Source organism: Hoyosella altamirensis, assembly GCF_014191505.1.
Lineage (GTDB): Bacteria > Actinomycetota > Actinomycetes > Mycobacteriales > Mycobacteriaceae > Hoyosella > Hoyosella altamirensis.
Genome location: NZ_JACHWS010000003.1, coordinates 775615 through 801961 on the forward strand (window position 1 = coordinate 775615; position 26347 = coordinate 801961).

Sequence of the window (26347 nt, forward strand, 5' to 3'; positions counted from 1 at the left end):
CTTCAGCGATTGACCTCGTTCTCAATTGCACCGCGGATCACCATCGTCGGTCTGGGAAATCTCCACCCGTGCCGGCTCTTCATCGAAAAGGATGACGCTCAGCCATTCGCGGGGTGAGCCTTCTTCCGCCGCGGCTTCCCACCAATGCCACGCCGTCATGGTGGCTAGTTCTTGCTTGACGCAGTAGTCGAGCTCATTCAGTCTCTCCCCCGCGGGCAAGTGTTTGTCGAACCACCCGATCAGATCTTCGTAATCGCTTTCAGGCAACGTCCACACAGTTATCGCAGTGTTTTCGGCATGCTCCGGGACTGGGATTCCAGCGACACCCGACGGCGCCGGGCCACCAAGCTCAGCCTTGCCGTCACTACAGGCGCTCGCAAGTGCGGCCACGCACACACCCCACGCCGCGAAGCGTGCCCCACGCGGCGCGGCCCGTCGCCGCACCGGACACTGCCCAGCCAATCTCCCACCGCCATCCCATCGTCGTTCAAGGTGCTTGATACCCGGCATTCTGGTTTTTAGACCCTCGGTCTGGGTATCCCTCGCCGCAGCCAGCTACTGTGGAACCAGAGAGTCCGACGGATATGCGGACGGTCCTGACCCAACTGAAAAGCCAGGTTCGTCGATGCAACTAACTGCGGCGTCATGGCGCTACATAGCGAAAAAGACCGGCCGGAATTTCTTGCGTGATGATTGCGTCGATCTCGCGGCCGCGCTCACCTTCTTCGCTGTGTTGTCGCTTTTCCCGGCTTTGATTGCTCTCGTCTCGCTCATTGGGTTGCTAGGTCAAGGCCAGCGCACCGTTGACGTGGCGCTCGAATTCCTCGCCGATGTGGCGCCAGAGGTCGTCGTTGAAGCGCTGGAAGGACCTATCGAACAGGTCGTGGCCACCCCCTCGGCAGGTCTCGCGTTTACCGCAGGTCTAATCGGCGCGCTATGGACAGCTTCGATTTACGTCAATGGTTTCGGCCGGGCGCTGAATCGCATCTATGGCATTGAGGAGGGGCGGCCATTCTGGAAACTGCGCCCATTCATGCTTGGTGTCACGATAGTTGTCCTGGTGTTTGCGGCGCTAGTGTGCGCAATGCTCGTCGTGAGCGGGCCGATCTTGGAAGCGCTCGGCGGACTTGTCGGACTCGGGGACACCACATTGCAGGTGTGGAACTTCGTGCGGTTTCCGCTCATCCTCTTCCTCGTGATGGTGCTAGTAGCACTGCTGTACTACGCGACACCCAATGTGCGGCGGCACCGCTTTCGCTGGCTCAGTGCTGGGGCAGTCGTGGCGATCAGCGCGTGGGTGGCGGGCTCGGTGGGCTTCGGCAGCTTTGTCACCAGCTTCGCGACGTATAACCAAACGTACGGCTCGCTCGCGGGCGTGGTGGTCTTCCTGCTCTGGCTTTGGATCACGAACATTGCGCTCCTGTTCGGCGCGGAACTCGACACTGAAATACAGCGCGGGAAGCAACTTCAGAGTGGCGTTCCTGCCGAGGATCAGGTGCGCCTGGAGCCACGCGACACGGAGGCCACCATCAAGCGCGACAGTCAGCGTGAAGAGGAAGAGCGGGACGGACTTCGACTACGGCGTGGCCAGGGCCATCCTGACGATACCCAGCCGTGAGTGGGACCAATCCTGGGCGCCTTCGGTCGCGAATACATCAGTGACTGACTGATACGTGCCAGGGAGGACTGATGTCGCGGAGCGTGAACCAACTCGTCGCATACGGGTTCGGCACGATTTATCTCGCCGTAGGCATTCTCGGCTTCACGGTTTCAAGCGGGTTCCCAGTCGCTGGCGCAGAAGGAGGTGCCCTGCTCGGACTCTTCGGCGTCAACGCCTTACACAACCTCGTTCATCTGCTGATTGGGGTGGGCCTCATTGTGGCTGCCACGGCCGGAACCCGTGCTGCCAAGGCGGCGAACGTGGCCGTCGGCGCAACTTACCTGCTCGTCGGCGTGGCTGGGCCAATCATCAGTGCAACGGTGCTTAACGTCCTGGCACTCAACGGACCGGACCATTTCCTTCACTTGGGAAGTGCGCTCGCACTTCTCGGCGTGGGAATGCTCGCGGACCGCCCCGTAGCCCGCCCAAGGTTTGTGTCGCCATGACAAACGCAGTGCGTACTTCGGCCAATCCATCCCGCAGCACGGAGCGGTCACCCATGCTGAGAAAGCACAGGAAGGATGTCCGATATGCCGGAGCATGAACGCGTGCGGGCCGTCGCGCCGGCCGGAGATGACGGGGTGCCCGAGCCGCCCGAGGTACTTCTCTCCCGAGCCGGTCTGGGCGACGAGGAGGCGTTCGCTCAGTTCTACGACCACGTCACTCCTTCGGTGTTTGGCCTGGTCCGCCGGATTGTGCGCGATCACGCCCAATCAGAGGAAGTCACGCAGGACGTTCTCGTTGAACTCTGGCGAACCGCTCCCCGTTTCGATCCGGAACGAGGCAGCGCGATGACCTGGGCAATGACCCTCGCGCATCGACGGGCGGTGGATCGCGTGCGCTCCGCACAAGCGTCGACGGACCGCGAACGAAAAGCGGCATACACGTCGGAGCAACGGAGTTTCGACGAGGTAAGCGAGAAAGTGGACGCAAAGATGGAGCGCCGCCAGGTGCAGCGATGTCTCGGATCGCTGACGGAGTTGCAGCGCGAATCGGTGATGCTCGCTTTCTACCAGGGATACACCTATCCCGAGGTCGCGACACTGCTGAAGGTACCGCTGGGGACTATCAAGACCCGGATGAGGGATGGGCTTATCCGGTTGAGGGATTGCATGGGGGTATCGCGGTGAGGACGGACTTTCATTCGCTAACGGGGGCATATGCCCTTAACGCATTGCCCGCGTTCGAGCGTGAACGCTTTGAGGCCCACCTCAAGCGGTGCCCGATGTGCGCTGACGAAGTGGCTGAACTGCGTGAAGCAGCCGCACGCGTCGGCGCTGCTGCCGCGGTTGACCCACCAGAACGGTTGCGGGAGCGCGTTCTCAACGAGGTCGCACAAACTCGCCAACGGCCTCCTGAGATCGCACCTGAGCCACGCCGGACATCTTGGCTACCGGTCGCGTCTTCGATTGTTGCCGCAGCCAGCCTGGTTGTAGCTATCGCGCTTGGCATTCAGCTCGGGCAGGTCAACGAACGTCTAAGTGACGAGACGGAGGCGCGCCAACTCCTCGCACAGCAGTATGAGGAATTCGCCACGCTGATCACCGCCGAGGATGCACAGATGATGACCACGACGATGGAGAGCGGCGGCGCAGCAACCGCGGTGGTCGCGCATAGCCATGGAGCAGCCCTGTTCGTGACACACGATCTCGAGCCGCTCCCCGAGGAGCTCGCCTATCAGTTGTGGGTGCTGGGCCCAGACGGCAGCCACTCGCCGGGACTCATCGAGAACTACGAACAAGATGCAGTACTCGCCCGCGGCATCGGCGAGGGTTCGCAACTCGCGGTGACGATCGAGCCGGCCGGCGGTTCACCGCAGGGAACAACCGACCCGATCATGGTCATGCCAGTCGACTAAGACCGGCGACGTAGACGAACAACGACACGGAAAGAGGGAGTTGGATGACCGCCACCATCACACCGTTGCGCGCCATCACGGCGAGCGTTCTGGCGGTGGCGGCTGCTCTCGGCGCGGGACACTTAGCAGCCGGGTTCATCAGCCCCGAAGCCTCACCGATTTTCGCGGTCGGCAACGCGGTCATCGATGTCACCCCCACACCGATGAAAGAGTTCGCGATCCAGCAGTTCGGAGAGGACAACAAGAATGTCCTTCTCGGTTCCATCGGTTTAGGTCTGCTGGTTCTCGCCGCGATCGCGGGGCTGGCTTCACGGAAATCGAAAATCGCGGGTTCGGCTCTGATCGTGATTCTGGGAGCTGCGGCGGTAGCGGCGGCGCTCTCGCGGCCGACGTTCACTGGGCTGTGGCTTGTTCCTCCCGCCGTCAGCATCCTTGCGGGTGTGGCGAGCTTCATGTGGCTGCACCGAGCTGCGGCTCCCGCGTCGCCCGATGCGCCCACCGAGAAGCAGCTGGCGTGGGACGTTCCTGGTCTCGGCCGTCGCACATTCCTGGTTAGTTCGACTGCCGTCGCAGTGGGTGCGGGTGCGGCCGCGCTCGGCGGCAGAATGCTCGGCCAGCGCGTCGGGGCGGAGAGTTCCCGTGAGGCGCTCGACATCATCGCGGACGTTCCAGCACCGCCAATACCGCCCGGCGCTGACTTCACAGCGGACGGGACACCAACTTTCATCACCCCGAACTCTGAGTTCTATCGCGTCGACACAGCGCTGACACTTCCTCAGTTGCGCGCCGACACGTGGCAATTGCGCATCCACGGCATGGTCGATCGCGAGATCGTCCTCACCTACGACGATTTGCTGTCAATGCCGCTGGTCGAGAAGACGATCACGCTGGTTTGCGTGTCCAACGAAGTCGGTGGCCCATACATCTCGACCGCGAACTTCATCGGCGTTTCGCTGGCAGACGTCCTTCGTCAAGCGGGCCTCGACCCGCGGGCTGACCAGCTAGCGACGACCAGTTCGGACGGGTGGACGTGCGGCACTCCTGTGGATGTGGTCATGGCTGAGGACAGCAACGCCCTCATCGCCATTGGCATGAACGGAGAGCCGCTTCCCGTCAAGCACGGGTTCCCGGTGCGTATGGTTGTTCCTGGTCTGTATGGATACGTGTCAGCCACGAAGTGGCTGGTCGACATGGAAGTCACCACGTTCGATGAGTTCGATGCGTACTGGGTCCGGCGCAACTGGGCTGAGCGCGGACCGGTCAAGACCATGTCGCGGATCGACCGGCCGCGCTCGTTCGCTCAAGTCCAGCCCGGGCGGTATGTGGCAGCGGGAATCGCGTGGGCCCAGCACACTGGAATCGACCGTGTCGAAGTTCGCGTGGACGGCGGCGAGTGGGCTGAATCCGAATTAAGCGCTGAAGTCAATATCGACACGTGGCGAATGTGGCGAATTGAGCTCGATCTCGAGCCGGGAAGTCATCGTATTGAATGCCGCGCGACCGACCGCAGCGGTTTTACGCAGCAGGAAGAGCGCGTACCACCCATACCGGACGGCGCGACAGGCTGGCATTCGATCGCGTTCAGTGCCGAAGCATGATCTCGAAAATATTTCTTTCTTCTCAACCAATCCTCAGGCAACATCGCGTCGAATATCATTCGAAGGCACCGGAAGAACTGGTCCGGGCCACGTCCGATGAAGGAGTGATAGTCCAATGCGCGTTACCAAGAAAATCGCTGTGCTTTCGGCCGCCTCGGCGCTCGCATTAGTAATGTCTGCCTGCGGCACCGACGATGAGAACGGTACGACGGACACAGTCCAGGACGCTGTGCCTACCATGGAAGACGACACGACCATGGACGATGGCATGGACATGGACGACGACGACATGGCTATGGGCGACGGTGTCACCACTGTCGACGATGTCTTCGGCGAAGCCTGCAGCGCAGTGCCTACAGACCCAAGTGATCCAGGCTCGCTCGACGGCATGGTTGCGGATCCCGTGGCTACTGCAGCCAGCAACAACCCGCTGCTACAGACCCTGGCAACCGCAGTTGCCGAAGCAGGTCTCGTTGATACCCTGAACGATCCGAACGCCGAGTACACCGTTTTCGCACCGACTGACGATGCCTTCGACGCTCTCGGTGAAGAAACCTTGAACGAGGTGCTCGCGGATCAGGAGCAGCTGACGTCGATCCTGACCTACCACGTCGTTCCGGAGCGTCACGACCGTGACGCGATCCTCGAGGCTGGCGAGCTCGAAACCATCCAGGGCGAGACAATCACAATCAGCGGATCGGGCGATGACGTGACCGTCAACGACGCTACCGTGCTGTGCGGCAATATTCCTACGGCTAATGCCACTGTGTTTGTCATCGACACCGTGATGCTCCCACCGGAGGAGTGACCCCTCAATTACCTAACAGGTAATGCGTGAAAACCACCTCAGCCTCAGCTGGGGTGGTTTTCGCTTTTTGACGAGTTTCCGCACGATACACTCAAAGTTGTTAAGCAACCCTAAATTCCTGCGGAGTCACAATGCGCATCGAAATATATCAGGGTGACATAACCCAGGCCGAGACCGACGCGATCGTCAATGCGGCAAATTCCTCACTACTGGGCGGCGGCGGAGTTGATGGAGCGATCCACCGCGCCGGCGGTCCGGCAATCCTGCGAGAATGCCAAGAAATTCGTGCAACGACATTTCCGTCTGGATTGCCAGCCGGGAAAGCGGTAGCGACAACTGCCGGAGACCTTTCGGCGCGCTGGGTCATTCATACAGTTGGCCCCGTTTACTCAGCCAGTGAGGATCGCACTGACATACTTCGTTCGGCCTACCTCAGCAGCCTCGATGTCGCGAGCGGGCTCGGGGCAAGATCGATCGCCTTTCCGCTGATCTCCGCGGGGGCATACGGGTGGCCACTCGCGAACGCAGCACTTCTGGCCGTTGAAGCCGTCTACACCTCGCACACCCAGCTGTCGGTCCACCTTGTCGCGTACTCACCGCCAGCGGCGGATGCGCTGCAACAAGCATTTGAAGAGATCCGTCGACACGAGTAGGGCAATTCAGGCTTGCTATGAAACCAGTTGCATAGCTATGCTCCTGACATGTCGTTGGAGCATGCGATTCTCGTATCGCTGATGGAGCGCGCTGGGTCAGGCTACGAGCTGGCCCGGCGATTCGACCGCTCCATCGGCTACTTCTGGAGCGCAAGTCACCAGCAGATCTACCGCACGCTCAAGCGAATGGCTGACGTCGGCTGGGTCAATCAGGAAGTCGTCTATCAGAACGCGCGGCCCGACAAAAAGGTCTACAGACCAAGCACGGAAGGCCAGGAAGCTCTGCGGGCGTGGATCTCCGAGGAGACCGGCGAGGCAAATACCCGAGCGACCCTTGCGGTCAAGCTTCGCGGCGCCAGCTACGGAGATACCGGCGCGCTCGTAGACCAGTTCACGCATTACCGCGACGCCGCGCTTCGACAACTCAGCGTGTATCGCGAGATCGAGGCGCGGGACTTCCCTGATGCAGAATCACTGTCTGGTCGCGCTCTGCACCAGTATCTCGTGCTTAGAGCCGGAATTCTCGAAGAACAAACGCTTGCCGCATGGTGCAGCGAAGTAATCGCCCGCCTCACCGAAGTCTTGAAGCAGCCACAAAATCCAGAGCATGCGCGAGATGAGGCACAGCCCGCTGACGCTCGCTAACCGGAATGCACAGCCCGCATCCTGGTCGCCCCCTGATGAAAGTGACATCACCAATGGCAGATAGCCCCGCAACGCCGCACCCCAAGTACCCGAACCTGCTCTCCCCACTTGACCTGGGCTTCACGACGCTTCGAAACCGGGTCATCATGGGGTCAATGCATACGGGCCTCGAAGATCGGCCGAAGAATACGAAGAAGCTCGCGGCTTACTTCGCTGAGCGGGCGCGTGGGGGTGTGGCGCTCCTCGTCACTGGCGGCTACTCCCCCAATCTCGAGGGTTGCCTGTACCCCTTCGCTGGCAAGCTCACAACAAAGAAGGAGGCGAAGCGCCACCGCGAGATCACGGGTGCAGTGCACAAAGAGGGCGGAAAGATCGCGTTGCAGATTCTGCATGGCGGTCGCTACAGCTATCTGCCCTTCAGTGTTTCAGCCTCTAGGATCAAATCGCCCATCAACCCGTTCACGCCGTTCGCGCTCCCGGACATCTTGATCAAGAAGACGATCCGCGACTACGCCCGGTGCGCCAGGCTGGCGAAAGAGGCCGGTTACGATGGGGTTGAAATCATGGGCGGTGAAGGGTACTTCATCAACCAGTTCCTATGCACGAGGTCGAACAAGCGCACCGACAAATGGGGCGGCTCACCCGAAAACCGTCGGCGTATCGCTGTCGAAATCTCCAGGGCGATCCGGGATGCGGTCGGCACCGATTTCATCGTGATCTTCCGGCTCTCCATGGCCGACCTCGTCGAGGACGGCCAGACCTGGGACGAAATTGTCGGGCTTGCGAAGGATCTCGAAGGTTCTGGAGTCGACATCATCAACACCGACATCGGCTGGCACGAGGCGCGCGTGCCGACCATCGTCACTTCTGTTCCGCGCGGTGCATTCGTCGAGGTGACCTCCAAGCTCGAGAAGTACGTCGGTATTCCTGTGTGCGCATCTAACCGCATCAACATGCCCGAAATGGCCGAGGAGATCCTCGAAAACGGCGATGCTCAGCTGATCTCGATGGCGCGCCCGATGCTTGCCGATCCGGATTGGGTCAACAAGGCCGCTGAAGCACGCGAAGACGAAATCAACACCTGCATCGCCTGCAACCAAGCATGCCTCGACCACGCGTTCGGGATGAAGAAGGTTTCCTGCCTCCTCAACCCGAGGGCCGGGCGAGAGACCGAACTCGTTTTGTTGCCGACCAAACGCGCGAAGCGGGTCGCCGTCGTCGGTGCCGGACCAGCTGGCCTGTCTGCAGCGATCAACCTCGCTGACCGAGGCCACAAGGTCGAACTTTTCGAAGCGGACTCGGAAATCGGCGGACAATTCGCCATAGCCAAGGAGATTCCCGGCAAAGAGGAGTTCGCTGAAACGATCCGCTACTACAAGCGTCAGATCGAAGTTAAACAGGTCACACTGCATGTGAACACTCGAGTCACCGCGAGTGAACTCATCGAAGGTGGGTTCGACGACGTCATACTCGCCACCGGAGTCACGCCTCGGGTCCCGAAGATCGCGGGCGTCGACCACGCGAAAGTCCTCACCTATGCCGAAGCCGTGAAGGAGAAGAAACCCGTCGGAAAGAAAGTCGCCGTGATCGGGGCCGGCGGCATCGGTGTAGACGTGAGCGAGTTCCTCACCCACGAGACTTCTCCGTCGCTCAACCTCGAAGAGTGGAAGGCTGAATGGGGTGTTGACTATGAGGAGACCATCCCTGGTTTTGTGACGGAACGTAAACCGTCACCGTCCCCGCGCGAGGTCTACCTTCTTCAGCGCAAGTCGAGCCGGATCGGCAAGACACTGGGCAAGACAACTGGGTGGGTACATCTCGCCGCACTGAAGGGCAAAAAGGTCAAACAGATCACCGGCGCCAACTACGAACGCATCGACGATCAGGGTTTGCACATCAGCTTCGGCGAGGAAAGTAAGGACGCGAAAATCCTTGACGTTGACACGGTTGTTCTGTGCGCCGGTCAGGAATCCGTACGGGACCTCGAAGCGGAACTGATAGCCGCCAACATCCCGACCCACATCATCGGCGGCGCTGACGTCGCCGCCGAGATCGACGCCAAACGCGCAATCAGGCAGGGCACTGAACTCGCCGCGAAGCTGTAGCACGCCCGCGCATCACCTCCTTTCTCCGCACCGTGCGTACGACCGTGCATACGGTGCGGGGAAGGGGCAGCGCCCGACGTATAGCCTGGAACGCATGCGTTCAACGATCATCCACGGACCCGGTGATATTCGGCTCGAAACCGTTGCCGATCCCCAGCTCGCCGCACCCACAGATGCGCTCGTTCGCGTCGTCCGGACCTGCGTATGCGGGTCCGACCTGTGGGCCTACAGGGGCACTGAACCCACAGCTCACCCGCACCCGATCGGTCACGAATTTATTGGGATAGTCGAAGAAACTGGCACCGAAGTACAGGGAGTCGGTGTCGGAGATTTCGTCATCGCACCATTCGCGAACAGCGACGGGACCTGCGCGAACTGCGCGAACTGCGCGAACGGCATCTATACATCGTGCACCCGGGGTGGTTTCTGGGGCGGACTGAACCGCGCCGGTGAGCAGCTCGGCGGCGCCCAGGCAGAATTCGTTCGCGTTCCCTACGCGGACGGAACTCTCGTCCCCCTCCCCGACCAGCCAGATCCTGACACGTACGCCAGCCTGCTCGCGCTGACCGACGTGATGGGCACCGGCCATCATGCGGCCGTCATGGCGAACGTATCCCCCGGCTCAACAGTTGTGGTTGTAGGCGATGGGGCTGTCGGCCTGTGCGCGGTCATTGCAGCGAAGCGGCTCGGAGCCGAACGCATCATCGCGATGTCCCGCCACGAAACACGTCAGGCGCTGGCACGCGAATTCGGCGCGACAGATGTTGTCGCTGAGCGCGGCAAAGAGGGCGTCGCGCACGTCAAAGACCTCATTGGTGGAGGAGCAGACTGCGCGCTCGAATGCGTAGGGATGAAAGACTCCATGTCACAAGCGCTCGCGAGCCTCCGGCCCGGCGGTCACCTCGGGTTCGTCGGCGTTCCCGCGGGCGCGCCGGAACTCCCCGCGGGGGCGATCTTCAGCAAAAACCTGCGCGTGGGCGGCGGGGTTGCGCCGGTGCGCGGCTACATCACTGAACTACTCACTGATGTGACGACCGGAGGCATCAACCCAGGAAAGGTCTTCGACTCCACGATGAAGCTCGACGACGTCAGCGATGCCTACCGGGCAATGGATACCCGTTCGGCTATCAAAGTGATGCTGCAGGTCTGACAGCGGGCTCGACTCTCGGCTCGAGTTAGTGACTTACGAAGACCCGATTAGGCTGCCAAAAAGGGAGCCGAAATCAAGCTGGATGCTTCCGCTCGGAGGGTCAGGGACAGGATCGGCGCAACCCGTCACTGTCGTCTCATAGAATTCACCTGAGCCGCGATCAGCAGCGCTTGGTCCGAGAATCATCCGATACCTGATCAAGTGGCTATCAGCGCCAATGTTCGGTCGGTTTTCGATGTCCCGGAGATTCACTGTGACGGTGGATGTCTCGGTGGGCCTGTTGCGGACGTAGCCGGGCGGGCCGAGCGGCTCTTCCGCGGCCGAATTCAGCACACGCCTGCCCGTAGGGCCAGAACCGAAGTCTGTTCCGGTTGCGACCTCATCGTCAATCAGGTAGTCGATGGTGTAGAAGCGACTGTTCGTGTCATTTTCGATCGTGAAGGTGACTTCGCACTGGTCGTTACCCACAGCACTGAATCGCACCGGTCCATCGGTCTTCTGCGCGAGCGCGGGCGTCGCTGCGAGAAGCAGCCCGCCCGTCATTAGGGCCGCGGCGAGCGCGGACCCCTGGCGTCGTTTCATGTGCTCTCCTCGGAGCAAATAGTTTCAGCATGTTAGGTCGGGGTAGTGAGCCCAACTGTACATAACTCAAACCTCGCAAATTCTGTCTACAGCAAATTGCGCTCCGGGATGCGGCCCGCGAATCCACTTAGGCATTTATCACAAATCGTCGTTTTTCGATGAATCTGGTGGGGTCCCCATTCAACCCACAAATCGAGTCAATATGCCAGCGAAGTCCACGCGGTCCACTGCCCGGACGGCTCGGCCCCACACAGTACGATCGCGTCATGGCCATACCCCTTCCCAGCACTGAGAACTGCGCTGTAGTCACCGGCGCGTCACAAGGAATAGGTGAATCGCTCGCTGCTGAACTCGCGTCGCGCGGCTACAACCTGATCACTGTTGCCCGGCGGCGGGATGTACTTGAGCGCAACGCAGCCAGCTTGAAAGAGAAGTTCGGTGTGAGCGTCGAAGTGCGGGCGATAGACCTCGCAGACCGCGCCAAGCGCACTGAACTCAGTGAGGAGCTCGCCAGCCGCGATATCGCAATCCTCTGCAACAATGCGGGAATCGCAACGTTCGGCCCCGTCAGCAAACTCGATCCCGATTACGAACGATTTGTTGTCGAACTCAATGCGGTCGCGGTCCATGACCTGACGCTCGCCGTATTGCCCGGAATGCTTGAACGTGGCGCCGGGGGCATCCTGATCACTGGTTCAGCTGCCGGAAACATGCCCATCCCCAACAATGCGACGTATGCCGCAACGAAGGCATTCACCAACTCGTTTAGCGAATCGCTCCGCGGGGAACTCAAAGGAAGCGGGGTGCACGTCACGCTCCTCGCGCCCGGGCCGGTCCGTACGGATATGCCACCTGTCGAGGAGCAGTCAGTAGTGGAACGCGTCGTTCCTGACTTCTTCTGGGTCTCGGGTGAGTACACGGCACGGCTGTCCCTCGACGCGCTCGCACGCAACAAGATGCGTGTCGTACCCGGGCCATTGAGTAAGGCGATGTCCGTTGCGGGCGGTTATACGCCGCGAGCGGTCGTCGCACCGATAGTCGGTAGCTTCTACAAGAAGCTCGGCGCAGAGTGAAGGGTGCACCGATGGTGTCAAAGACGTCCCTGTCCGAGGCGATCGACCTTGCCAGAGGCTTGATCCCGATTACCAAGGCCGGGATCGTCGCCCCGATGCGGCCTGACCGTCTCGGCAAGGTCGCCGCCGCGTGGTACCGGTTCGACTTCACGCCCGGCGGCCTGATTGCATTTGGTGCCCGCCGCAATCCAGATCATCCCGCCGTCATCGACGATGCCGGGACAATCACATACGGCGAGCTCGATGCGACTGCCGATGCACTCGCTCGCAGTTTGGTCCAGAAGGGTGTCGAGCCCGGCGACCGTATCGGCATTCTCGCCCGGAATCACCGGGGTTTTCTGCAGCTGATTGGCGCGTCAGCGCGCCTGGGAACCGACCTGGTCATGCTCAACACCGGCGCGTCCAGTGGTCAGTTGGTTGACGTCCTTCGTGAACAGAAGCTCGTGTGGTTGTTCCTCGATGAGGAGTTCACCGAACGCCTCCCTGAAGGCTTCAGCGATGCTGAGGTCGCGCTTTCCTGGGCGGACAGCGGTTCGTCCGCGCTACGGGACGGCTGGACGACTATGACGCAACTGATCGACGATGCTCCCCCACCGAAAAGCCCCGAAGCCAAGCTCCCAGCTCGGCCTCGACGCGGCAAGACGATTGTCCTCACCTCGGGCACTACGGGCACACCGAAGGGCGCGAGGCGCCCGGAACCGCGCAGCTGGATGCCCGCATCAGCTCTCCTGTCTCGCTTTCCCCTCCATAGCAAGGAGGTGAGCTTCATCGCAGCGCCCATATTTCACACATGGGGCTTCGCAACGGTTCAGATCAACCTCGCGCTGCGTTCCACGCTGGTTATGCAGCGCAAGTTCTCCCCGAAGGAAACGCTGCGGCTGGTATCCAAGCACCGGGCAGCATCGCTGTTCCTCGTTCCCACGATGCTGCATCGCATCGTCGACCTGCCCGAGCAAGACCGTGACGTCGACCTGACGCACCTTCGTGTGATCGCCGCCAGTGGATCGGCAATTCCCACCGGTCTTGTCAAACGCACCCTCGATGAGCTCGGCCCAGTCCTCTACAACCTGTACGGCTCTACAGAAGTCAGCTGGGCTGCGATTGCCACACCGGATGAATTGCTCGACTACCCGACGACCACTGGCCGTGCGCCGCTGGGCACCGTTGTGAAGATCCTCGACGACGATGGGAATGAGGTGCCCAACGGCGAGGTCGGCAACATCTTCGTGGGCAACGGGATGATTTTTGAGGGATACACCCGTGAGGGTGCCGAGCAAGAAGTCCGGGGCAACCTCATGTCGACCGGCGACCTCGGCCACCTCAACGAAGAAGGCTTGCTCTTCATTGACGGGCGCTCTGACGACATGATCGTTTCTGGCGGCGAGAACGTGTACCCACGCGAAGTTGAGAATGTGCTCAGCGAACTCGATGGTGTTCTGGAGGCCACCGTGGTGGGCGTCGACGACGAGGATTTCGGAAAACGACTCGCGGCCTACGTGGTCCGCAAAGAGGGACAAGCGGGCGATCAACTCGACGAAGACGGCATAAAGGCGCACGTCAAGGACAAGCTAGCGCGATACTCGATCCCACGGGACGTCGTCTTTCTCGAGGAGCTGCCGCGCAACGCTACGGGGAAGGTCGTGCCCCGGGAACTGCCTGACCCTCAAGGCGACGAGAAAGCATAAACGTCGCCTCGTTGTGAACAAACCCCCGTCGCCGTGACATGCTGGCTACTGTGAATGGAGTGCACGACAAGCTGGTGTGGATTGACTGCGAGATGACTGGCCTTGACCTCAGCAAGGACAAACTCATCGAAATCGCCGCCCTGGTAACAGACGCAGACCTGAATATTCTCGGCGAAGGCGTAGACGTGGTGATCCACGCTGACGACGCTGACCTCGACGCCATGCAGCCCGTGGTGGCGGAGATGCACCGCCGCTCCGGGCTTACCGAAGAGGTGCGGAAGTCAGCCGTGACGATCGACGAGGCCCAGGAGCTGGTGCTGGAATATATCCGCAAGCATGTTCCGACGTCGAGCAGCGCCCCTCTCGCTGGTAACTCGATCGCGACTGACCGTGGTTTCCTCTCTCGCGACATGCCAAAGCTCGACGAGCACTTGCACTATCGAATGATCGACGTCAGCTCAATCAAGGAACTGTGCCGGCGCTGGTATCCGCGGATCTATTACGGCCAGCCGGACAAGGGACTCGCGCATCGGGCACTCGCCGATATCCGTGAGTCAATCCGCGAACTTAAGTTCTATCGTCGCACCGCTTTCGTGGCGGCTCCCGGTCCGTCGACGACCGATATTGCGCAGGTCGCAAAGGAACTTATGGAAGAACCCGACGGTCCTGCAGAGGCCGATTCGGCAAAACGCACCTAAACGCGCTAGTATCGGGACGCTCGCTGCGAATGAGTCGTCGAGGCTTATGTGTTGTGCGAGCATGGTGGGCGTAGCTCAGCTGGTAGAGCACTGGGTTGTGATCCCAGATGTCGCGGGTTCGAGCCCCGTCGCTCACCCAAACGAACGAGGTTCGAACCTCAGCCAGGGGAAACCCTTGGCGGGTTCGGGCCTCGTTTCTCGTTCGGCGGTTGAAGTCAGCGCAGTGCTAACAAACCCGGGTTCTATTGCGGACGGAAACTGTCCGCATCCCCGCATACAGTCGAAGTTGTGACGGACACGAGAACAGCGCGGACGGTCGCACGGAAGATGGGCATAAAAGGTGGGTCGCGCGCGCACTTAGCGGGCGCCCCGGATTCAGTTGTGGCCGCGATGTGCCTGCCTGCACTTGACCTGTGTGACGAGCTGACAAGCGAGTTCGACTATCTTCACCTGTTCGTCACCCGTCAGCATCAGATGCGAGCGCAGTTCCCAGTCATGCGTGACCGACTCCGGGCCGGCGGCATGCTGTGGGTCTCGTGGCCCAAACGCGGGCGGCTAGGCACGGACCTGACCATGAAGTCCGTGATCGCGATCGGGTACGACCTGGGCATGGTGGAGAGCACCTGCCTGCGCATCGATGAAGTGTGGGCGGGACTGAAGTTCACTCACCCCAAGCCTGGCAAGGTCTATGCCAATAGCTACGGCACACTCCCAGCCCACTACGCCTGACGCTGTTACCTCAGGCGTTTCCGGCTTTCCAGGTCGACCACGGGATGTTCCAGTCGCCAAGCCCGTCAAATCCGGAGAGCGTGCCCCCAACGGTGTTGCGAACGACAACGAGGTCGCCGGGTTTGGTGTTGTAGTAGAACCACTGCGCGTTCGCAGGACTGACGTTAAGACAGCCGGCACTCACGTTGCGGTAGCCCTGATCCCCCAGTGACCACGGCGCCGAGTGCACGTAGATGCCGCTGTACGACATCTGCGTGGCCCATTCAACTCGCGTGCGGTACCCGTTCGCTGAACTCACCGGCACGCCGTATGTCGATGAGTCCATGATCATCGACTGCTGGCGGTCCCCGATGATGTAGGTGCCGTTGGGGGTGGGCGTCGAACTCTTGCCGAACGACGTGGGCATAGTCCGGACCACAGTGCCGTTCACCTGAATAGAGATGGTCTTCGAATAGTCATCCGCGATCGCGATCACCGAGTCGCCGATGGTGAAGGTCGTGCTCTTGTTCGCCTCACCGTAAAGACCGTCACCGAGGTCATAGCCGTACACGTCGACGTCGACCGTGACAGTCGTGCCGGGCACCCAGTAGTTTTCTGGACGCCAGCGGACCTCAGTGTTATTCACCCAGTAGAAAGCGCCCTCTACCGGTGGGTCAGTCGTGATGGTAATGCGATCCTCAGCAGCCTTCCGATTCGGGATGGACTCGTCGAACTGCACACGGACCGGCTGACCGATCCCGACGACAGCGCCCTCCCACGGCATCGCGAAAGGCATCGTGAGGTTGTTCGGTTGCAGCGTCGTGAACTGGCTCGAGGTTGTTGTCGTGCCGCCCCGCCCCTGCGCTTCTGCGTCAAGGGTATACACGCGGCCGTAACCCAGAACCTCGGTGGTGTTAAAAGACTTTCCGTCCTCGGCGATCTCACCTTCGACAACTTTTCCGTCGAGGTTCGTCAGTGTCGCGTTGACGAGAGACCCTTCGGACACCGCGAGCGTAAATGGCTCGAGCGGGTCGATGCCGACTGCCCCATCGGGCTGTGACTTGCTGATCACAGGCTTCGGCAATTCAGCTTTCTCGCTGACAGGGGTTGCACTGTTACCAGAAGGGACCGTGCATGCGGCAGAAAGAAATAGAGCACTGGCGGCGAGGACCGCGGCACCCACTGCTCTTTTACGTCGATCTGGACTACCCATCAGGGTTTTCATGCATCCCACCACACTCGTCTTATCGTGCTTGTCGCCATACGCGTTGTAGCTTTCGTCCACTCGATACCCGCTTGTTACGCATTTCAGGCAATCAGGACGCGCTGTCCGCACTTGGCGGAACCTATCGATGAGTATGCATGAGTGACGCTAGCCCCGGATAGAGGATCGTGACCTACCCAACTGCACTATCGTCTGTTTGAACGACTCGGGTGCACGCTCGAGCTGACCAGCCGATTTCCACTCTGCGCTCTAACCTGTTACTGTTTCACACCGCAGCACGCAGTGCAGGCGCCATTAGCTCAATTGGCAGAGCAGCTGACTCTTAATCAGCGGGTTCGGGGTTCGAGTCCCTGATGGCGCACCTCCAAGCCCCAGGCCCATCGGACCTGGGGCTTTTTGCTTCCGTTGCGCCTCCCTGAGACTCGATCCCGTAAGTATTCACGCGCCACGCGCGGCATTCGCTACTGGATCGTTCGAACGAGGGAACCGATTCTCCCGCGGCGCGTCTAACCGCTCTATGGACTTGCAGCGCGTTCAGGCGATCATGGCGCATCAAGACGGGGTTATTCGAATCAGCCAGGCCCTCGGGGCTGGTATGTCGCGCGACCAGATTCATCGGCGGGTTGAGTCCGGGGAATGGGTGCGACTACACCAGGGCGTCTACCTGCACGGTGGTCGTTCACCTAACGCCGCGGCGTGGCTGCGGGCGGCAGTTTATTCCGCGGGACCGTCCGCGGTTGCGCGCAGTCTCAGCGCCGCGTGGTGGCACGGATTGCTTACACATCCGCCTCGACAACATTTCGTGGCAATCCCTGCGGCCCGTCGGGTGCGCCACATGCCGCACAGGCACGTACGTCACCGCAATCTGCTCAACCTCGATACCACGACCGTTAGGAGCCTTCGTGTGACGTGCATTCCACTAACGATTCTCGAGGCCGCTGTCGACCACCCGGAAGGGTCAATGTTCATGGACAGGGCTCTCCAGAAGCATGCGTCGCTGCACAACCTGTGGTCAGTCCACGAGCGCAATCCCGGCCGGGCGGGCGCGAAAGCTGCCGAGACCCTTCTCCGCGCAGCCGGTGAGGGCGGAGCTTCGGAAGCCGAACGAATGCTCACCAGACTGCTGCGGCGCTCCGGAATATCTGGGTGGAAAGCGCACGTCCACGCACTCGGCTACGAAATCGATGTCGCCTTTCCGCTTCAACGAGTCGCAATCGAGGTGGACGGGTGGGCATGGCATCGTGACGCCAAACGATTTAAACGCGACATGGACCGGCAGAACGCACTGGTGAATGCAGGCTGGCACGTCTTGCGTTTCACCTGGCATCACCTGATGCATGAGCCGGACCGCGTCGTGAAGGAGATTACCGCGGCCTTAGCGAATCGCCCCACGATTTGGTAAACCCTGACGCGCTACGCGCGGCATTTGCTACCGGATCGCGCTAGGCAGTGAACCGCTTGATTGCGCTCAGCCCCTCAGCCGCGCCCCCGTGAGCGAGTCGAAGAACAGCACTTCCCGGGAAGCCGTCCGGACACGCAGGGTCTCGCCCACCGCGACCGGGACCCGCGCACCGAGACGCACGACAATCTGACCTGTTTTGGTTGTCCACCTGTCCCCGTTGACAGCAACCCCGTAAGCGAATCCCTCCGAGCCGAGTTCTTCGTGCAGCGTTACCCGCATAGCGATCGATTCCTCTTCGGTGACGAGTTCTAATGCCTCTGGACGGATGCCCACCATCACCGCGTCGAAACTCAGCTGGGTACGCACGGCGCGCGGGATCGCCAAGCGCAGGCCGCCCAGCTCCGCCTCCCCTCCCACCACGGGGACGGTTATAAGGTTCATCGCGGGCGAACCGATGAACTCCGCGACAAACGCGTTGCCGGGGTCGTCGTAGAGTGCCCGCGGTGTGTCTGCCTGCTGGAGTTTCCCCCCGTTCAGAACTGCCACCCGGTCACCCATCGTCATAGCCTCGACCTGGTCGTGCGTGACGTACATCGTGGTGACCCCGAGACGGCGTTGCAGCGCCGCTATCTGCGACCGCGTGCTCACCCGCAGTTTCGCGTCCAGGTTCGAGAGCGGCTCATCCATGCAGAACACTTTTGGGTGGCGCACTATCGCCCGCCCCATTGCGACGCGCTGCCGCTGTCCGCCCGAAAGCCGTGCGGGCTTTCGGTGGAGCAATTGCTCGAGGTCGAGCATTCTCGCCGCCTCAGCCACCTTCGCCTTTCGCTCTGACTTCGGCACACCGGCATTGCGCAGGGCGAACCCCATATTCTCGGCGACGGTCATGTTCGGATACAGCGCATAGTTCTGGAACACCATCGCCACATCCCGCTTGGTGGGCGGCAGGTCCGTCACGTCCTTATCCCCGATGTAAATGTGGCCTTGCTCAACAGATTCCAGACCTGCGAGCATGCGCAGCGTCGTTGACTTGCCACATCCTGATGGCCCCACCAGTACCAGGAACTCGCCGTCCGCAATGTCGAGGTTCAGGGTGTCCACAGCAACTGCGTCGCTGCCCTGGTAGCGGTGGGTGACGTCGTCGAGGTGAATACCCGCCACAGCGGGGCTCCTTCCGTAGCGGGAGATCAGCCTGGCAGGTTCGGCGTGATCTGGCGGTCGATGATCCGCTGGATTTGTTCCTGCACATCGGCGAATGTCGACTCAACTTCGTTGTTTTGCAGTGCGATCCGCTCGAACCCGGTACCGAGGATCTGATCGGCACCCGGGACGAAGACTCGCGCATTGTCTTGGGGACCCGTGAACTGAAGCTGATCGACTGCGGTACGCGCGTTGGGGTTGTCATTGAGGTACTGGGCGAACTCATCGGATTCGACGGCAGTCTTCCGCACTGGCATGTAGCCGACGTTCTGCGAGAAGTAGGCGGTGTTTTCCGCATTGGTGATGAACTCTATGAACTTCAGCGCGTTCTCTTTCCGCTGATCGGGGATTCCCGAAGGGATTGCAAGTCCGGCGCCGCCAGTCGGGCAGCCTGGCTGATCCGTGCGTGGCAGGAACGCAGTACCCACCTCGAAATTGGTTGCAGTGGCAGTGATTCCACTCAGACTTCCGGTAGACGCGATAGTCGAGCCGCAGAGACCTGCAGCGAAATCGGTCGCGATGTCCGGCGAGACGTTCGCGTAGCGTGCGGTATGGATCTGGTCCCTAAGCCAGTTGCCTGCTTCGATCGTTCGCTCGTCGGTAAGTTTCAAATCCCACTCGTTCGAGTACGCCCCACCGAAAGTCCAGTTCGGTCCTTGGAACGTCCAGGCGAGATAGTCGATGGCGTTGCCCCAGGAATGCGCGAACTTCCCGTTCCCGATAGCCTGCTGCAGTTCAGGCGCCCACTCTCCGAATTCTTGCCAACTCTCCGGGCCGCGATCGGGCAGGCCAGCCAGTCGCCACAGGTCCTTGTTGTAGTAAAAGAGCGGGGTCGAGCGGGCGTACGGCAGTGCGAAGTGGCTGCCGCCAAAGAGGTAGTCAGCAAGTAGAGCATCGACGTAATCATCGGGCTCGACACCCGCCGATGAGAAGTGCGCATCGAGTGGTTCGATTGTCTTGTTGAGCGCGTAGTTGAACCACCACACGTCAGAGAGGACCACGACGTCCGGTTGTTCGCCGCCAGCCAATGAAGCGTTGAACTTCTGGGCAACTTCCTCATAGTTCTTGCCTGCGCTGATCAACTGCACGGAGATGTCGTTTTCGGCTTCGAACCGGCGGATCAGTTCCAGTTCCACGTCACGTGATGTGCCGGGATGGTTCGACCAGAAGGTGATTCGGCTGCCAGCGCCGCCTGCGTTCCCGCCGCCGTTGCCTCCACTGCCCGCACCTGCGCAGGCTGTCAGCGCGGCAGTTGCCGCCGCAGTGCCCGCGAGGCCCAGGAAATGACGCCGATTGAAACCCGCCATGGGATGTTGCCCTCTCTGTTGTGGTCAGCCTTTGACAGCGCCTGAGGTCAGGCCCTTGATCATGTGTCGTTGAAGGATAAGGAAGACGATCAGGATGGGAAGCATCGTCAGAATCGTGCCAGCCATGACTGGCCCCCAGTTCGTGAGGCCCTCGTTGTTCTGCAGCAGGGTCAAACCTACGGGCAGCGGCGCGACGCGGTGATCGTCAGACATCAGAAATGGCCACAAGTATTCGTTCCACTCATTGACGAGCACGATGATCGCGAACGCAACCATAGTGGGGCCTGAGATTGGGAGCACCACGCGCCACAGCAGCGTGAAGTGACCTGCGCCGTCCATCCGCGCCGCCTCGATGATCTCAGACGGTATGGACAGGAAGTGGTTCCGCATCAGGAACGTGCCGAATGCGACTCCGGCGAGAGGGAGGATGATGCCCTGGAAGGTATTGCGCCAGCCCCAGTCCGCGATCAGCGCGTAGTTGGAGATCACGGTGATCTGATTCGGAACCATCAGGGCAGCGATCACGGTGAGGAAAACGAAGGACTTCCCCGGGAAACGTAGAAAAACCAGCGCATACGCGGTGAGGATTCCCAGCACGAACTTGATGACCGCCAGTGACGCCGTAATGATCAGCGAATTGCGCAGGAACGTCGTGAAGGGCACGAGGCCGGTCGCGTCCGCATAGTTCTGCGGATGGAACACGGAAGGCCACCAGGTGACCGGCTGAACATAGACGTCAGCACGGTCCTTGAATGACGTGACGAGAATCCAGTACAAAGGCAAAGCGATGAAGAGAAGCGCTAGCACCATCGCCGCGTAACCCCAAGCGCGCCGGAGGATCAGGGGCCGACGCGGCGTGGACGTGGCACGAGCCAGCGTCCGTTGCGGGGCTCTCGTCGGTGCTTCGACGGTGGCAATAGCCGGTTTCACTGGTCACGTCCCCTATCCATCAGGCGAACCTGCACGACGGTCAGGATCAAGAGCGCGACGAACATCAGAGTGGCAACAGTTGCGCCGTATCCGGCGCGGAAGTTGAGAAACGACTCTTGATACACCTGGTAGACCATGGTGGTTGTGCCGGTGCCGAGCGGGCCGCCCCGTGTCATCACGTGAATGATGTCGAAAACCTGCACGGATGACAGCAGCACAGTGATCGACAGGAAATACGTGGTGGGCCGCAGCTGCGGCATGAGTACCCGCCAGAAAGTGGTCCAGCGCCGTGCCCCATCGATCTGCGCCGCTTCCATGAGGTCTTTGCGTACCCCTTGCAGCGCGGCCAGGTAAATGACGAAGCTGTACCCGAGGTTCTTCCAGATGAACGTCACGGTCACCATGAACAGCGCCCAGTTCGGGCTCTGGTAGAAGTCCGGGACTGTGACGCTCACGCGGCGCAGTACATCCTGGATAAGACCAAAATTCGGGTCGAAGACGAACTGGAACGCGACGCCGACCGCAGCGCCGGAGATCACGAACGGCGCGAAGATCGCGGACCGAACCAGGTTGCGCCCTTTTAGTTGCTGATCCAGCAGTAGCGCGAGCCCCAGGCCCAACACCATTGACCCGATCACGGTGAACGCGGTGAAAATCACCGTGTTGCGCACAACCTCCCACGAGTCCGGTCTGCCAAACCACTCGATGTAGTTTTCTAGCCCGATGAACGTCGCGACCGGAGCCGCGAGGTTCCAGTCGAAGAACGAGAGGCGGATGTTGTCGACGAGCGGACGGTATGTGAAGAACGCGAGCAGGATCAGGTTCGGGCCGGCGAGCGCCACGAACAGCGCATAGTCCCGCCACGGCCGTCCCCAGAACCCGCGCCTGCCTGTTTCGGGCAGCACTCGCTCCGTCGTCGTCGAAGTCACCCCGGGAGCGTGCCCGGGCTAGTTCAACGGGAGGTTACACCGAGCTTGATCAGGCATGTCGCGCAGCGAACAATTGGCGCGTAACCGGATTCGGCTCCGGCACCCAATGTTCGTTCGCTGTTCGGTGCAGAAGGAAGCAGCTGGTGGACACTGCGGTCACAGCGAATGCGACGACTCCTGACCCTATGGTGATTAGGCGATCCATGACACCGCTCCTTCCGGCAAGCCACAATGATTGCCCGAGTGAAGCGCTGTCCCAGTTGCCCGAGTCAGCCCACCGACTGCTTCCCTCTACGCGATGTGTATCGGCGCTAGGTTCACAGGTGTTACACCGGTCACAGATCGGACAGAAGCCACCCCGCATAGCGGATTCATGCACGTACAGGCTGTACAGAATCACGATGGACTCTGTACAGCCTGTAACTGGCGACCGGAAAGTATCCGGAGGCCGAACCCCTAGCCTGAGACACGCTCCGCAAGCGCGGCACGGTACTTCACGACGTTGCGCATCTTGATGTCCTCGTAGCCGCGGACCATGTCGGGCAGGGATGCCGTCTCGACAGCGTTATCCAAACCCTCAGCGTGCAGACCGTCGAGAACGTTTCGCATCGCAACGATGTATTCGTCGATCAGTTCCCGTTCCGTCTTGCGAACCTCGCCGCGGCCGAATGGGTCAAGCTTGGTGCCGCGCAGCTTCTTCATCGACTTGAGACTGCGGAAGGCCGGATCGAACCATGTACCGAGCGTCATTTTCTTCTGCATGCCCATTGCACGAAGTGCCGGTGGATGCAGTTTGTAGTGCACCTTCGCGCCCTTGCCGAACTCGCCCTCGATCTGCTCGCGAATCTCCGGGAGAAGCGCAAGGCGAGCAACCTCGTACTCATCCTTGTAAGCCATGAGCTTGTGCAGGTACATCGCTACGGTCTCTGTCAGAACGGTAGAGTCCGGCTGCACAGACCTTTCCTTCCGGTACGTCTCCGCGACGAACGCGACGAACTTCTTCGCGTACTTCTCATCCTGGTAGGCGATGAGTTCGTCGATGCGCATGTCGATCGACTCAGATCGCGCGGGCAGGCCGATCAATGCGCCGAGCTGACGAGCACGAGCGGAGATCTCCCGCTTCTTTGGTTCCTGGCGCATCGCTGCCGCGAGCGCAGCCGGATCCGCGACGGACTGCCGTCCGCGACGCAGCGCCTGAAGGTTCTTCTCCACTGCGACACCGTTCAGCACGATGGCCTGCTCGATAGCGGACTCACTGATCGGCAAAACGCCTGTTTGCAGTGCCGCGCCGACGAGAATCATGTTCGCGTACTGCTCATCGCCGAAAAGCCGGTCGGCGAGATCGATCGCATCGAGGTAATGGACCTGCTTGGTGACCGCGTCGATCGCAGAATGTATCGACGCGTCGGCCGGATACACCTCGCTGGTATCGGTGATCATCTTTCCCGTTGCGACGTGAGTAGTAGAGACCACCGCGATGGTCTTGCTGGGGGACGCTACGCGAAGGTTCTGCGGGTCAGTCGCGACGAGCGCGTCACACCCCAGATACAGGTCGCATGAGCCTTCGCCGACCTTCGCCGACAGCTGTTCAGGGCCATCGGTCATCTTGATGTCGGATACGACGGCGCCGCCCTTCTGAGCGAGACCGGTCTGGTCGAGAGTGCGCACCGCGTGACCGTCGATGACAGACGCCATGGCGAGGACCTGACTCACAGTCACCACACCCGTGCCACCGATGCCCATGACGCGCATATCGAACTCGTCACGGCCCGAGTAGTACTTCGGGTGCGGCAGGTCGTCGAGTCCCAGCGGCGGCAGCAGCTGATGCTGCGGCTTCTCCCCTGGTGTGATCGTCATGAACGACGGGCAGTCGCCCTTCAGGCACGAGTAATCGAGGTTGCAAGATGACTGGTTGATCTGAGTCTTGCGCCCGAACTCGGTGTCAGTGGGCTGCACCGACAGGCAGTTGGACTTCTCGCCGCAGTCGCCGCAGCCTTCACACACGCGCTCGTTGATCATGACCTTTGTGGTGGGTGTGGCGACCTTGCCGCGCTTGCGCTTACGTCGTTTCTGGGCTGCGCACTCCTGATCGTGGATGAGCACCGTGACACCCGGGACCGTGGCGAGTTCACGCTGGACGTCCATCAGGTCGTCACGAGGACGGACCTGGACGCCCTTCGGCAACGCCTTGCGATTGATGCGCTTCGGATTGTCACTCGTGATGACAACCCTCGCGACACGCTCGTCGAGGAGGATCTTGGTGATCTGCTCGATGGTCATTTCGCCGACGGGGTGCTGGCCGCCTGTCATCGCAACGGCGCTGTTGTACAGGAGTTTGTACGTGATGTTCACCCCAGCCGCGACTGCGGCGCGGACTGCGAGTGAACCCGAGTGCATGAACGTGCCGTCACCGATGTTCTGGACGAGGTGGCCTTCCTCAAGGAACGGCGCCATGCCGATCCACTGCACACCCTCGCCGCCCATTTGGGTTGCACCCGTGACGTTGCCGACCTGCTTCTCGTCCATCAGCAAGACCATGGCGTGGCAGCCGATGCCACCACCGACGAGCGTGTTGTCGTCGACCTTCGTTGAACTGTTGTGTGGGCAGCCCGAGCAGAAGTACGGACTGCGCACCGCGAGCGGGAGCGACAACGTGTGCGGGCGCGGCCGGCGATACCAGGCTTGCACCGAATCGATACCGCGTGGTTTCAGCGCCTTCGCCATACCTCGCGCGACAGCGTCGAGGTCGAGTTCGCCGGTCACTGGGAACAGTACGGAACCGTCAGTGGCTTTCCGTCCGATGACGCGGGGAGCGTTGACCCGACCGTAGAGAAGATCGCGAACCGCACTTTCGATGAAGGAGTGTTTCTCCTCAACGACAATGATCTCTTCGAGACCGTCAGCGAACGTTTCGATGATCCGCGGCTCCAAGGGGTACACCATGCCAAGCTTGAGCACGCGAATCCCAAAGCGGGCGAGGTCAGTCTCCGAGATGCCGAGCGTGCGGAACGCGCTCTGCAAGTCAAGGTAGGTTTTGCCGGATGTGATGACACCAATCCGATCGGTGCCGCCACTTCGGGTGATCTTGTTTAGCCCATTGTTACGGGCGTATTCGAGTGCGCGCGGAAGCCGGGTCTCATGGAGGCTGCGCTCGAGCGCCATAAGCGTCTTGCCGAGCACCATGCCGGTCGGCTGATGCTTGCTTGGCTCCGAGTGCCCCAGCAACGGTGACGACAGGTGCGGGTGAACTTGGACCGTACCGGCGCCGTCAGCTACGGCAGTGACGACTTTCAAGCCCGTCCACAGGCCGGTGAAGCGGGACATGTACTGCGCGTGCAAACCGAGTTCGACGATATCCTGGCTGTCAGCCGGATACAGGACCGGCATGTACATATCTGCCATGAGCGCTTCCGATGCCGACGGAATGGTCGACGATTTCGCACCAGGATCATCACCGACCAGAGCCACCGCACCGCCCATCGGGTCCGTGCCGATCATGTTGGCGTGGCGCAACGCGTCAGTCGAGCGGTCCAGGCCGGGCGCTTTGCCGTACCAGATGCCCGTCACACCGTCCCGATTGAAGGTGCCGACGTTTCGCGTGAGCTGGCTGCCCATTACCGCGGTCGCCCCGTACTCTTCGTTCAGGCCCGGCTGGTGGACGACGTCGAGGGTGCTGACAAGATTGCGCTGTCGGATCAATTCAAGGTCATAGCCAGCGAGCGGCGAGCCCTCATAGCCAGAAACGAACGTCGCGGTTTTCAGCCCGGCACGGCGGTCCTGGCGTGCGCGATCGAGGAGCATGCGGACCAGTGCCTGAATGCCTGTGAGGTATACGACGCCGTCTTCGCGCTCGTACCGCTCATCAAGATAGAAAGACTGGCTTTTCCTTTTGCCTCCGGTGGTGATTTCCGCACCGTGGGCAGCCTCGGACGTGGTCATCGTGGCACCTCCTGTCGCGCCTGGAATGGGTGACTCCCGGCGTGAGCCAAATCGGGTGTGATTCGGCTCATAAATGTCCATGTGACTACTAGTTAGCCTGAGATCCCCGATTGGCCGCAAGTGATGCACAACACAATGGGCCATTGGTACAGTCATGGTGAGCCCCGGCACACCGATGGTGAGCCATCTGCA

General features: G+C 60.9%; 23 protein-coding genes, 2 tRNA genes and 1 pseudogene. 18 read left to right on the forward strand and 8 right to left on the reverse strand.

What is annotated here, in order from left to right:
• Positions 1 to 21: 21 nt before the first annotated feature.
• Complete coding sequence (locus FHU29_RS17700; RefSeq protein WP_064439376.1) at positions 22 to 390, reverse strand: hypothetical protein; 369 nt, start codon at positions 388 to 390, stop codon at positions 22 to 24.
• A 235-nt stretch (positions 391 to 625) separates the two neighbouring features.
• Between FHU29_RS17700 and FHU29_RS17705 the strand changes: the two genes are divergently transcribed.
• From FHU29_RS17705 to FHU29_RS17750, 10 genes are all read left to right on the forward strand, one after another.
• Positions 626 to 1618 carry a YihY/virulence factor BrkB family protein gene (locus FHU29_RS17705; RefSeq protein ID WP_064439377.1) on the forward strand — a complete coding sequence of 331 codons (993 nt, stop codon included), beginning with the start codon at positions 626 to 628 and terminating at the stop codon, positions 1616 to 1618.
• Positions 1619 to 1689: 71 nt separating this feature from the next.
• Positions 1690 to 2106 carry a DUF4383 domain-containing protein gene (locus FHU29_RS17710; protein ID WP_064439378.1) on the forward strand — a complete coding sequence of 139 codons (417 nt, stop codon included), beginning with the start codon at positions 1690 to 1692 and terminating at the stop codon, positions 2104 to 2106.
• A gap of 84 nt (positions 2107 to 2190) precedes the next feature.
• Positions 2191 to 2790, forward strand: a complete 600-nt coding sequence (locus FHU29_RS17715) for a sigma-70 family RNA polymerase sigma factor (RefSeq protein WP_064439379.1) — start codon at positions 2191 to 2193, stop codon at positions 2788 to 2790.
• Entirely contained in the window at positions 2787 to 3518 is a 732-nt protein-coding gene (locus tag FHU29_RS17720; protein WP_064439380.1) for an anti-sigma factor, read from the forward strand. The genes FHU29_RS17715 and FHU29_RS17720 overlap by 4 nt, the downstream gene beginning before the upstream one ends.
• Positions 3519 to 3562: 44 nt before the next feature.
• Complete coding sequence (locus FHU29_RS17725; protein WP_064439381.1) at positions 3563 to 5116, forward strand: molybdopterin-dependent oxidoreductase; 1554 nt, start codon at positions 3563 to 3565, stop codon at positions 5114 to 5116.
• A gap of 115 nt (positions 5117 to 5231) precedes the next feature.
• Positions 5232 to 5924 carry a fasciclin domain-containing protein gene (locus tag FHU29_RS17730; protein ID WP_064439382.1) on the forward strand — a complete coding sequence of 231 codons (693 nt, stop codon included), beginning with the start codon at positions 5232 to 5234 and terminating at the stop codon, positions 5922 to 5924.
• A gap of 131 nt (positions 5925 to 6055) precedes the next feature.
• The gene (locus FHU29_RS17735; protein ID WP_064439383.1) at positions 6056 to 6577 is read left to right on the forward strand and encodes an O-acetyl-ADP-ribose deacetylase; all 522 of its coding nucleotides are present in this window, start codon (positions 6056 to 6058) and stop codon (positions 6575 to 6577) included.
• 48 nt (positions 6578 to 6625) lie between these two features.
• Positions 6626 to 7222, forward strand: coding sequence for a PadR family transcriptional regulator (locus FHU29_RS17740; RefSeq protein WP_083962193.1), 597 nt, complete (start codon positions 6626 to 6628; stop codon positions 7220 to 7222).
• A 53-nt stretch (positions 7223 to 7275) separates the two neighbouring features.
• Entirely contained in the window at positions 7276 to 9327 is a 2052-nt protein-coding gene (locus tag FHU29_RS17745; RefSeq protein ID WP_064439384.1) for an NADPH-dependent 2,4-dienoyl-CoA reductase, read from the forward strand.
• A gap of 94 nt (positions 9328 to 9421) precedes the next feature.
• Positions 9422 to 10477: a zinc-dependent alcohol dehydrogenase family protein gene (locus FHU29_RS17750; RefSeq protein ID WP_064439385.1), complete on the forward strand. Its 1056-nt coding sequence runs from the start codon at positions 9422 to 9424 to the stop codon at positions 10475 to 10477.
• A 33-nt stretch (positions 10478 to 10510) separates the two neighbouring features.
• Here FHU29_RS17750 and FHU29_RS17755 read toward each other — a convergent pair whose 3' ends face one another.
• Positions 10511 to 11059 (reverse strand): hypothetical protein, encoded by a 549-nt coding sequence (locus FHU29_RS17755; RefSeq protein ID WP_064439386.1) that lies wholly within the window; start codon positions 11057 to 11059, stop codon positions 10511 to 10513.
• Between the two features lie 266 nt (positions 11060 to 11325).
• Here FHU29_RS17755 and cmrA point away from each other — a divergent pair, with 266 nt between their 5' ends.
• From cmrA to FHU29_RS17780, 5 genes are all read left to right on the forward strand, one after another.
• Positions 11326 to 12132, forward strand: a complete 807-nt coding sequence (cmrA, locus tag FHU29_RS17760; RefSeq protein WP_064439387.1) for a mycolate reductase — start codon at positions 11326 to 11328, stop codon at positions 12130 to 12132.
• Positions 12133 to 12143: 11 nt separating this feature from the next.
• On the forward strand, positions 12144 to 13817 hold the full coding sequence (locus tag FHU29_RS17765; protein WP_064439388.1) for an AMP-binding protein: 1674 nt from the start codon (positions 12144 to 12146) through the stop codon (positions 13815 to 13817).
• 59 nt (positions 13818 to 13876) lie between these two features.
• Positions 13877 to 14515, forward strand: coding sequence for an oligoribonuclease (gene orn, locus FHU29_RS17770; RefSeq protein ID WP_064439532.1), 639 nt, complete (start codon positions 13877 to 13879; stop codon positions 14513 to 14515).
• Between the two features lie 64 nt (positions 14516 to 14579).
• Positions 14580 to 14652 (forward strand) — tRNA-His (locus tag FHU29_RS17775).
• A 151-nt stretch (positions 14653 to 14803) separates the two neighbouring features.
• Positions 14804 to 15244, forward strand: a complete 441-nt coding sequence (locus tag FHU29_RS17780) for a hypothetical protein (protein WP_083962194.1) — start codon at positions 14804 to 14806, stop codon at positions 15242 to 15244.
• A 10-nt stretch (positions 15245 to 15254) separates the two neighbouring features.
• Here the strand turns inward: FHU29_RS17780 and FHU29_RS17785 are convergent, their stop codons facing one another.
• Positions 15255 to 16448 carry a L,D-transpeptidase gene (locus FHU29_RS17785; RefSeq protein ID WP_064439534.1) on the reverse strand — a complete coding sequence of 398 codons (1194 nt, stop codon included), beginning with the start codon at positions 16446 to 16448 and terminating at the stop codon, positions 15255 to 15257.
• Positions 16449 to 16736: 288 nt separating this feature from the next.
• Between FHU29_RS17785 and FHU29_RS17790 the strand changes: the two genes are divergently transcribed.
• From FHU29_RS17790 to FHU29_RS23750, 3 genes and pseudogenes are all read left to right on the forward strand, one after another.
• Positions 16737 to 16809, forward strand: a tRNA-Lys gene (locus FHU29_RS17790).
• A 183-nt stretch (positions 16810 to 16992) separates the two neighbouring features.
• Positions 16993 to 17103 (forward strand): annotated as a pseudogene (locus FHU29_RS23745) (type IV toxin-antitoxin system AbiEi family antitoxin domain-containing protein); the annotation flags it as partial.
• 249 nt (positions 17104 to 17352) lie between these two features.
• Positions 17353 to 17850, forward strand: coding sequence for an endonuclease domain-containing protein (locus FHU29_RS23750; protein ID WP_341478983.1), 498 nt, complete (start codon positions 17353 to 17355; stop codon positions 17848 to 17850).
• Between the two features lie 66 nt (positions 17851 to 17916).
• Here the strand turns inward: FHU29_RS23750 and FHU29_RS17800 are convergent, their stop codons facing one another.
• From FHU29_RS17800 to FHU29_RS17820, 5 genes are all read right to left on the reverse strand, one after another.
• Positions 17917 to 19011, reverse strand: a complete 1095-nt coding sequence (locus FHU29_RS17800) for an ABC transporter ATP-binding protein (RefSeq protein ID WP_064439390.1) — start codon at positions 19009 to 19011, stop codon at positions 17917 to 17919.
• Between the two features lie 26 nt (positions 19012 to 19037).
• Positions 19038 to 20357, reverse strand: coding sequence for an ABC transporter substrate-binding protein (locus FHU29_RS17805; RefSeq protein WP_064439391.1), 1320 nt, complete (start codon positions 20355 to 20357; stop codon positions 19038 to 19040).
• A 24-nt stretch (positions 20358 to 20381) separates the two neighbouring features.
• A complete protein-coding gene (locus tag FHU29_RS17810; protein WP_064439535.1) occupies positions 20382 to 21233 on the reverse strand; it encodes a carbohydrate ABC transporter permease in 852 nt (283 codons plus the stop codon).
• Positions 21234 to 21283: 50 nt separating this feature from the next.
• Complete coding sequence (locus tag FHU29_RS17815) at positions 21284 to 22216, reverse strand: carbohydrate ABC transporter permease (RefSeq protein WP_074390776.1); 933 nt, start codon at positions 22214 to 22216, stop codon at positions 21284 to 21286.
• Between the two features lie 456 nt (positions 22217 to 22672).
• The gene (locus tag FHU29_RS17820; RefSeq protein WP_064439393.1) at positions 22673 to 26155 is read right to left on the reverse strand and encodes an indolepyruvate ferredoxin oxidoreductase family protein; all 3483 of its coding nucleotides are present in this window, start codon (positions 26153 to 26155) and stop codon (positions 22673 to 22675) included.
• Between the last annotated feature and the right edge of the window lie 192 nt (positions 26156 to 26347).

What these genes read in the sequence shown, in the direction of transcription:
- FHU29_RS17705 (WP_064439377.1), top strand. Translation starts at nt 626, where the DNA reads ATGCAACTAACTGCGGCGTCATGGCGCTACATAGCGAAAAAGACCGGC.
- FHU29_RS17710 (WP_064439378.1), top strand. Translation starts at nt 1,690, where the DNA reads ATGTCGCGGAGCGTGAACCAACTCGTCGCATACGGGTTCGGCACGATT.
- FHU29_RS17715 (WP_064439379.1), top strand. Translation starts at nt 2,191, where the DNA reads ATGCCGGAGCATGAACGCGTGCGGGCCGTCGCGCCGGCCGGAGATGAC.
- FHU29_RS17725 (WP_064439381.1), top strand. Translation starts at nt 3,563, where the DNA reads ATGACCGCCACCATCACACCGTTGCGCGCCATCACGGCGAGCGTTCTG.
- FHU29_RS17730 (WP_064439382.1), top strand. Translation starts at nt 5,232, where the DNA reads ATGCGCGTTACCAAGAAAATCGCTGTGCTTTCGGCCGCCTCGGCGCTC.
- FHU29_RS17735 (WP_064439383.1), top strand. Translation starts at nt 6,056, where the DNA reads ATGCGCATCGAAATATATCAGGGTGACATAACCCAGGCCGAGACCGAC.
- FHU29_RS17740 (WP_083962193.1), top strand. Translation starts at nt 6,626, where the DNA reads ATGTCGTTGGAGCATGCGATTCTCGTATCGCTGATGGAGCGCGCTGGG.
- FHU29_RS17745 (WP_064439384.1), top strand. Translation starts at nt 7,276, where the DNA reads ATGGCAGATAGCCCCGCAACGCCGCACCCCAAGTACCCGAACCTGCTC.
- FHU29_RS17750 (WP_064439385.1), top strand. Translation starts at nt 9,422, where the DNA reads ATGCGTTCAACGATCATCCACGGACCCGGTGATATTCGGCTCGAAACC.
- FHU29_RS17755 (WP_064439386.1), bottom strand. Translation starts at nt 11,059, where the DNA reads ATGAAACGACGCCAGGGGTCCGCGCTCGCCGCGGCCCTAATGACGGGC.
- cmrA (WP_064439387.1), top strand. Translation starts at nt 11,326, where the DNA reads ATGGCCATACCCCTTCCCAGCACTGAGAACTGCGCTGTAGTCACCGGC.
- FHU29_RS17765 (WP_064439388.1), top strand. Translation starts at nt 12,144, where the DNA reads ATGGTGTCAAAGACGTCCCTGTCCGAGGCGATCGACCTTGCCAGAGGC.
- FHU29_RS17785 (WP_064439534.1), bottom strand. Translation starts at nt 16,448, where the DNA reads ATGAAAACCCTGATGGGTAGTCCAGATCGACGTAAAAGAGCAGTGGGT.
- FHU29_RS17805 (WP_064439391.1), bottom strand. Translation starts at nt 20,357, where the DNA reads ATGGCGGGTTTCAATCGGCGTCATTTCCTGGGCCTCGCGGGCACTGCG.
- FHU29_RS17820 (WP_064439393.1), bottom strand. Translation starts at nt 26,155, where the DNA reads ATGACCACGTCCGAGGCTGCCCACGGTGCGGAAATCACCACCGGAGGC.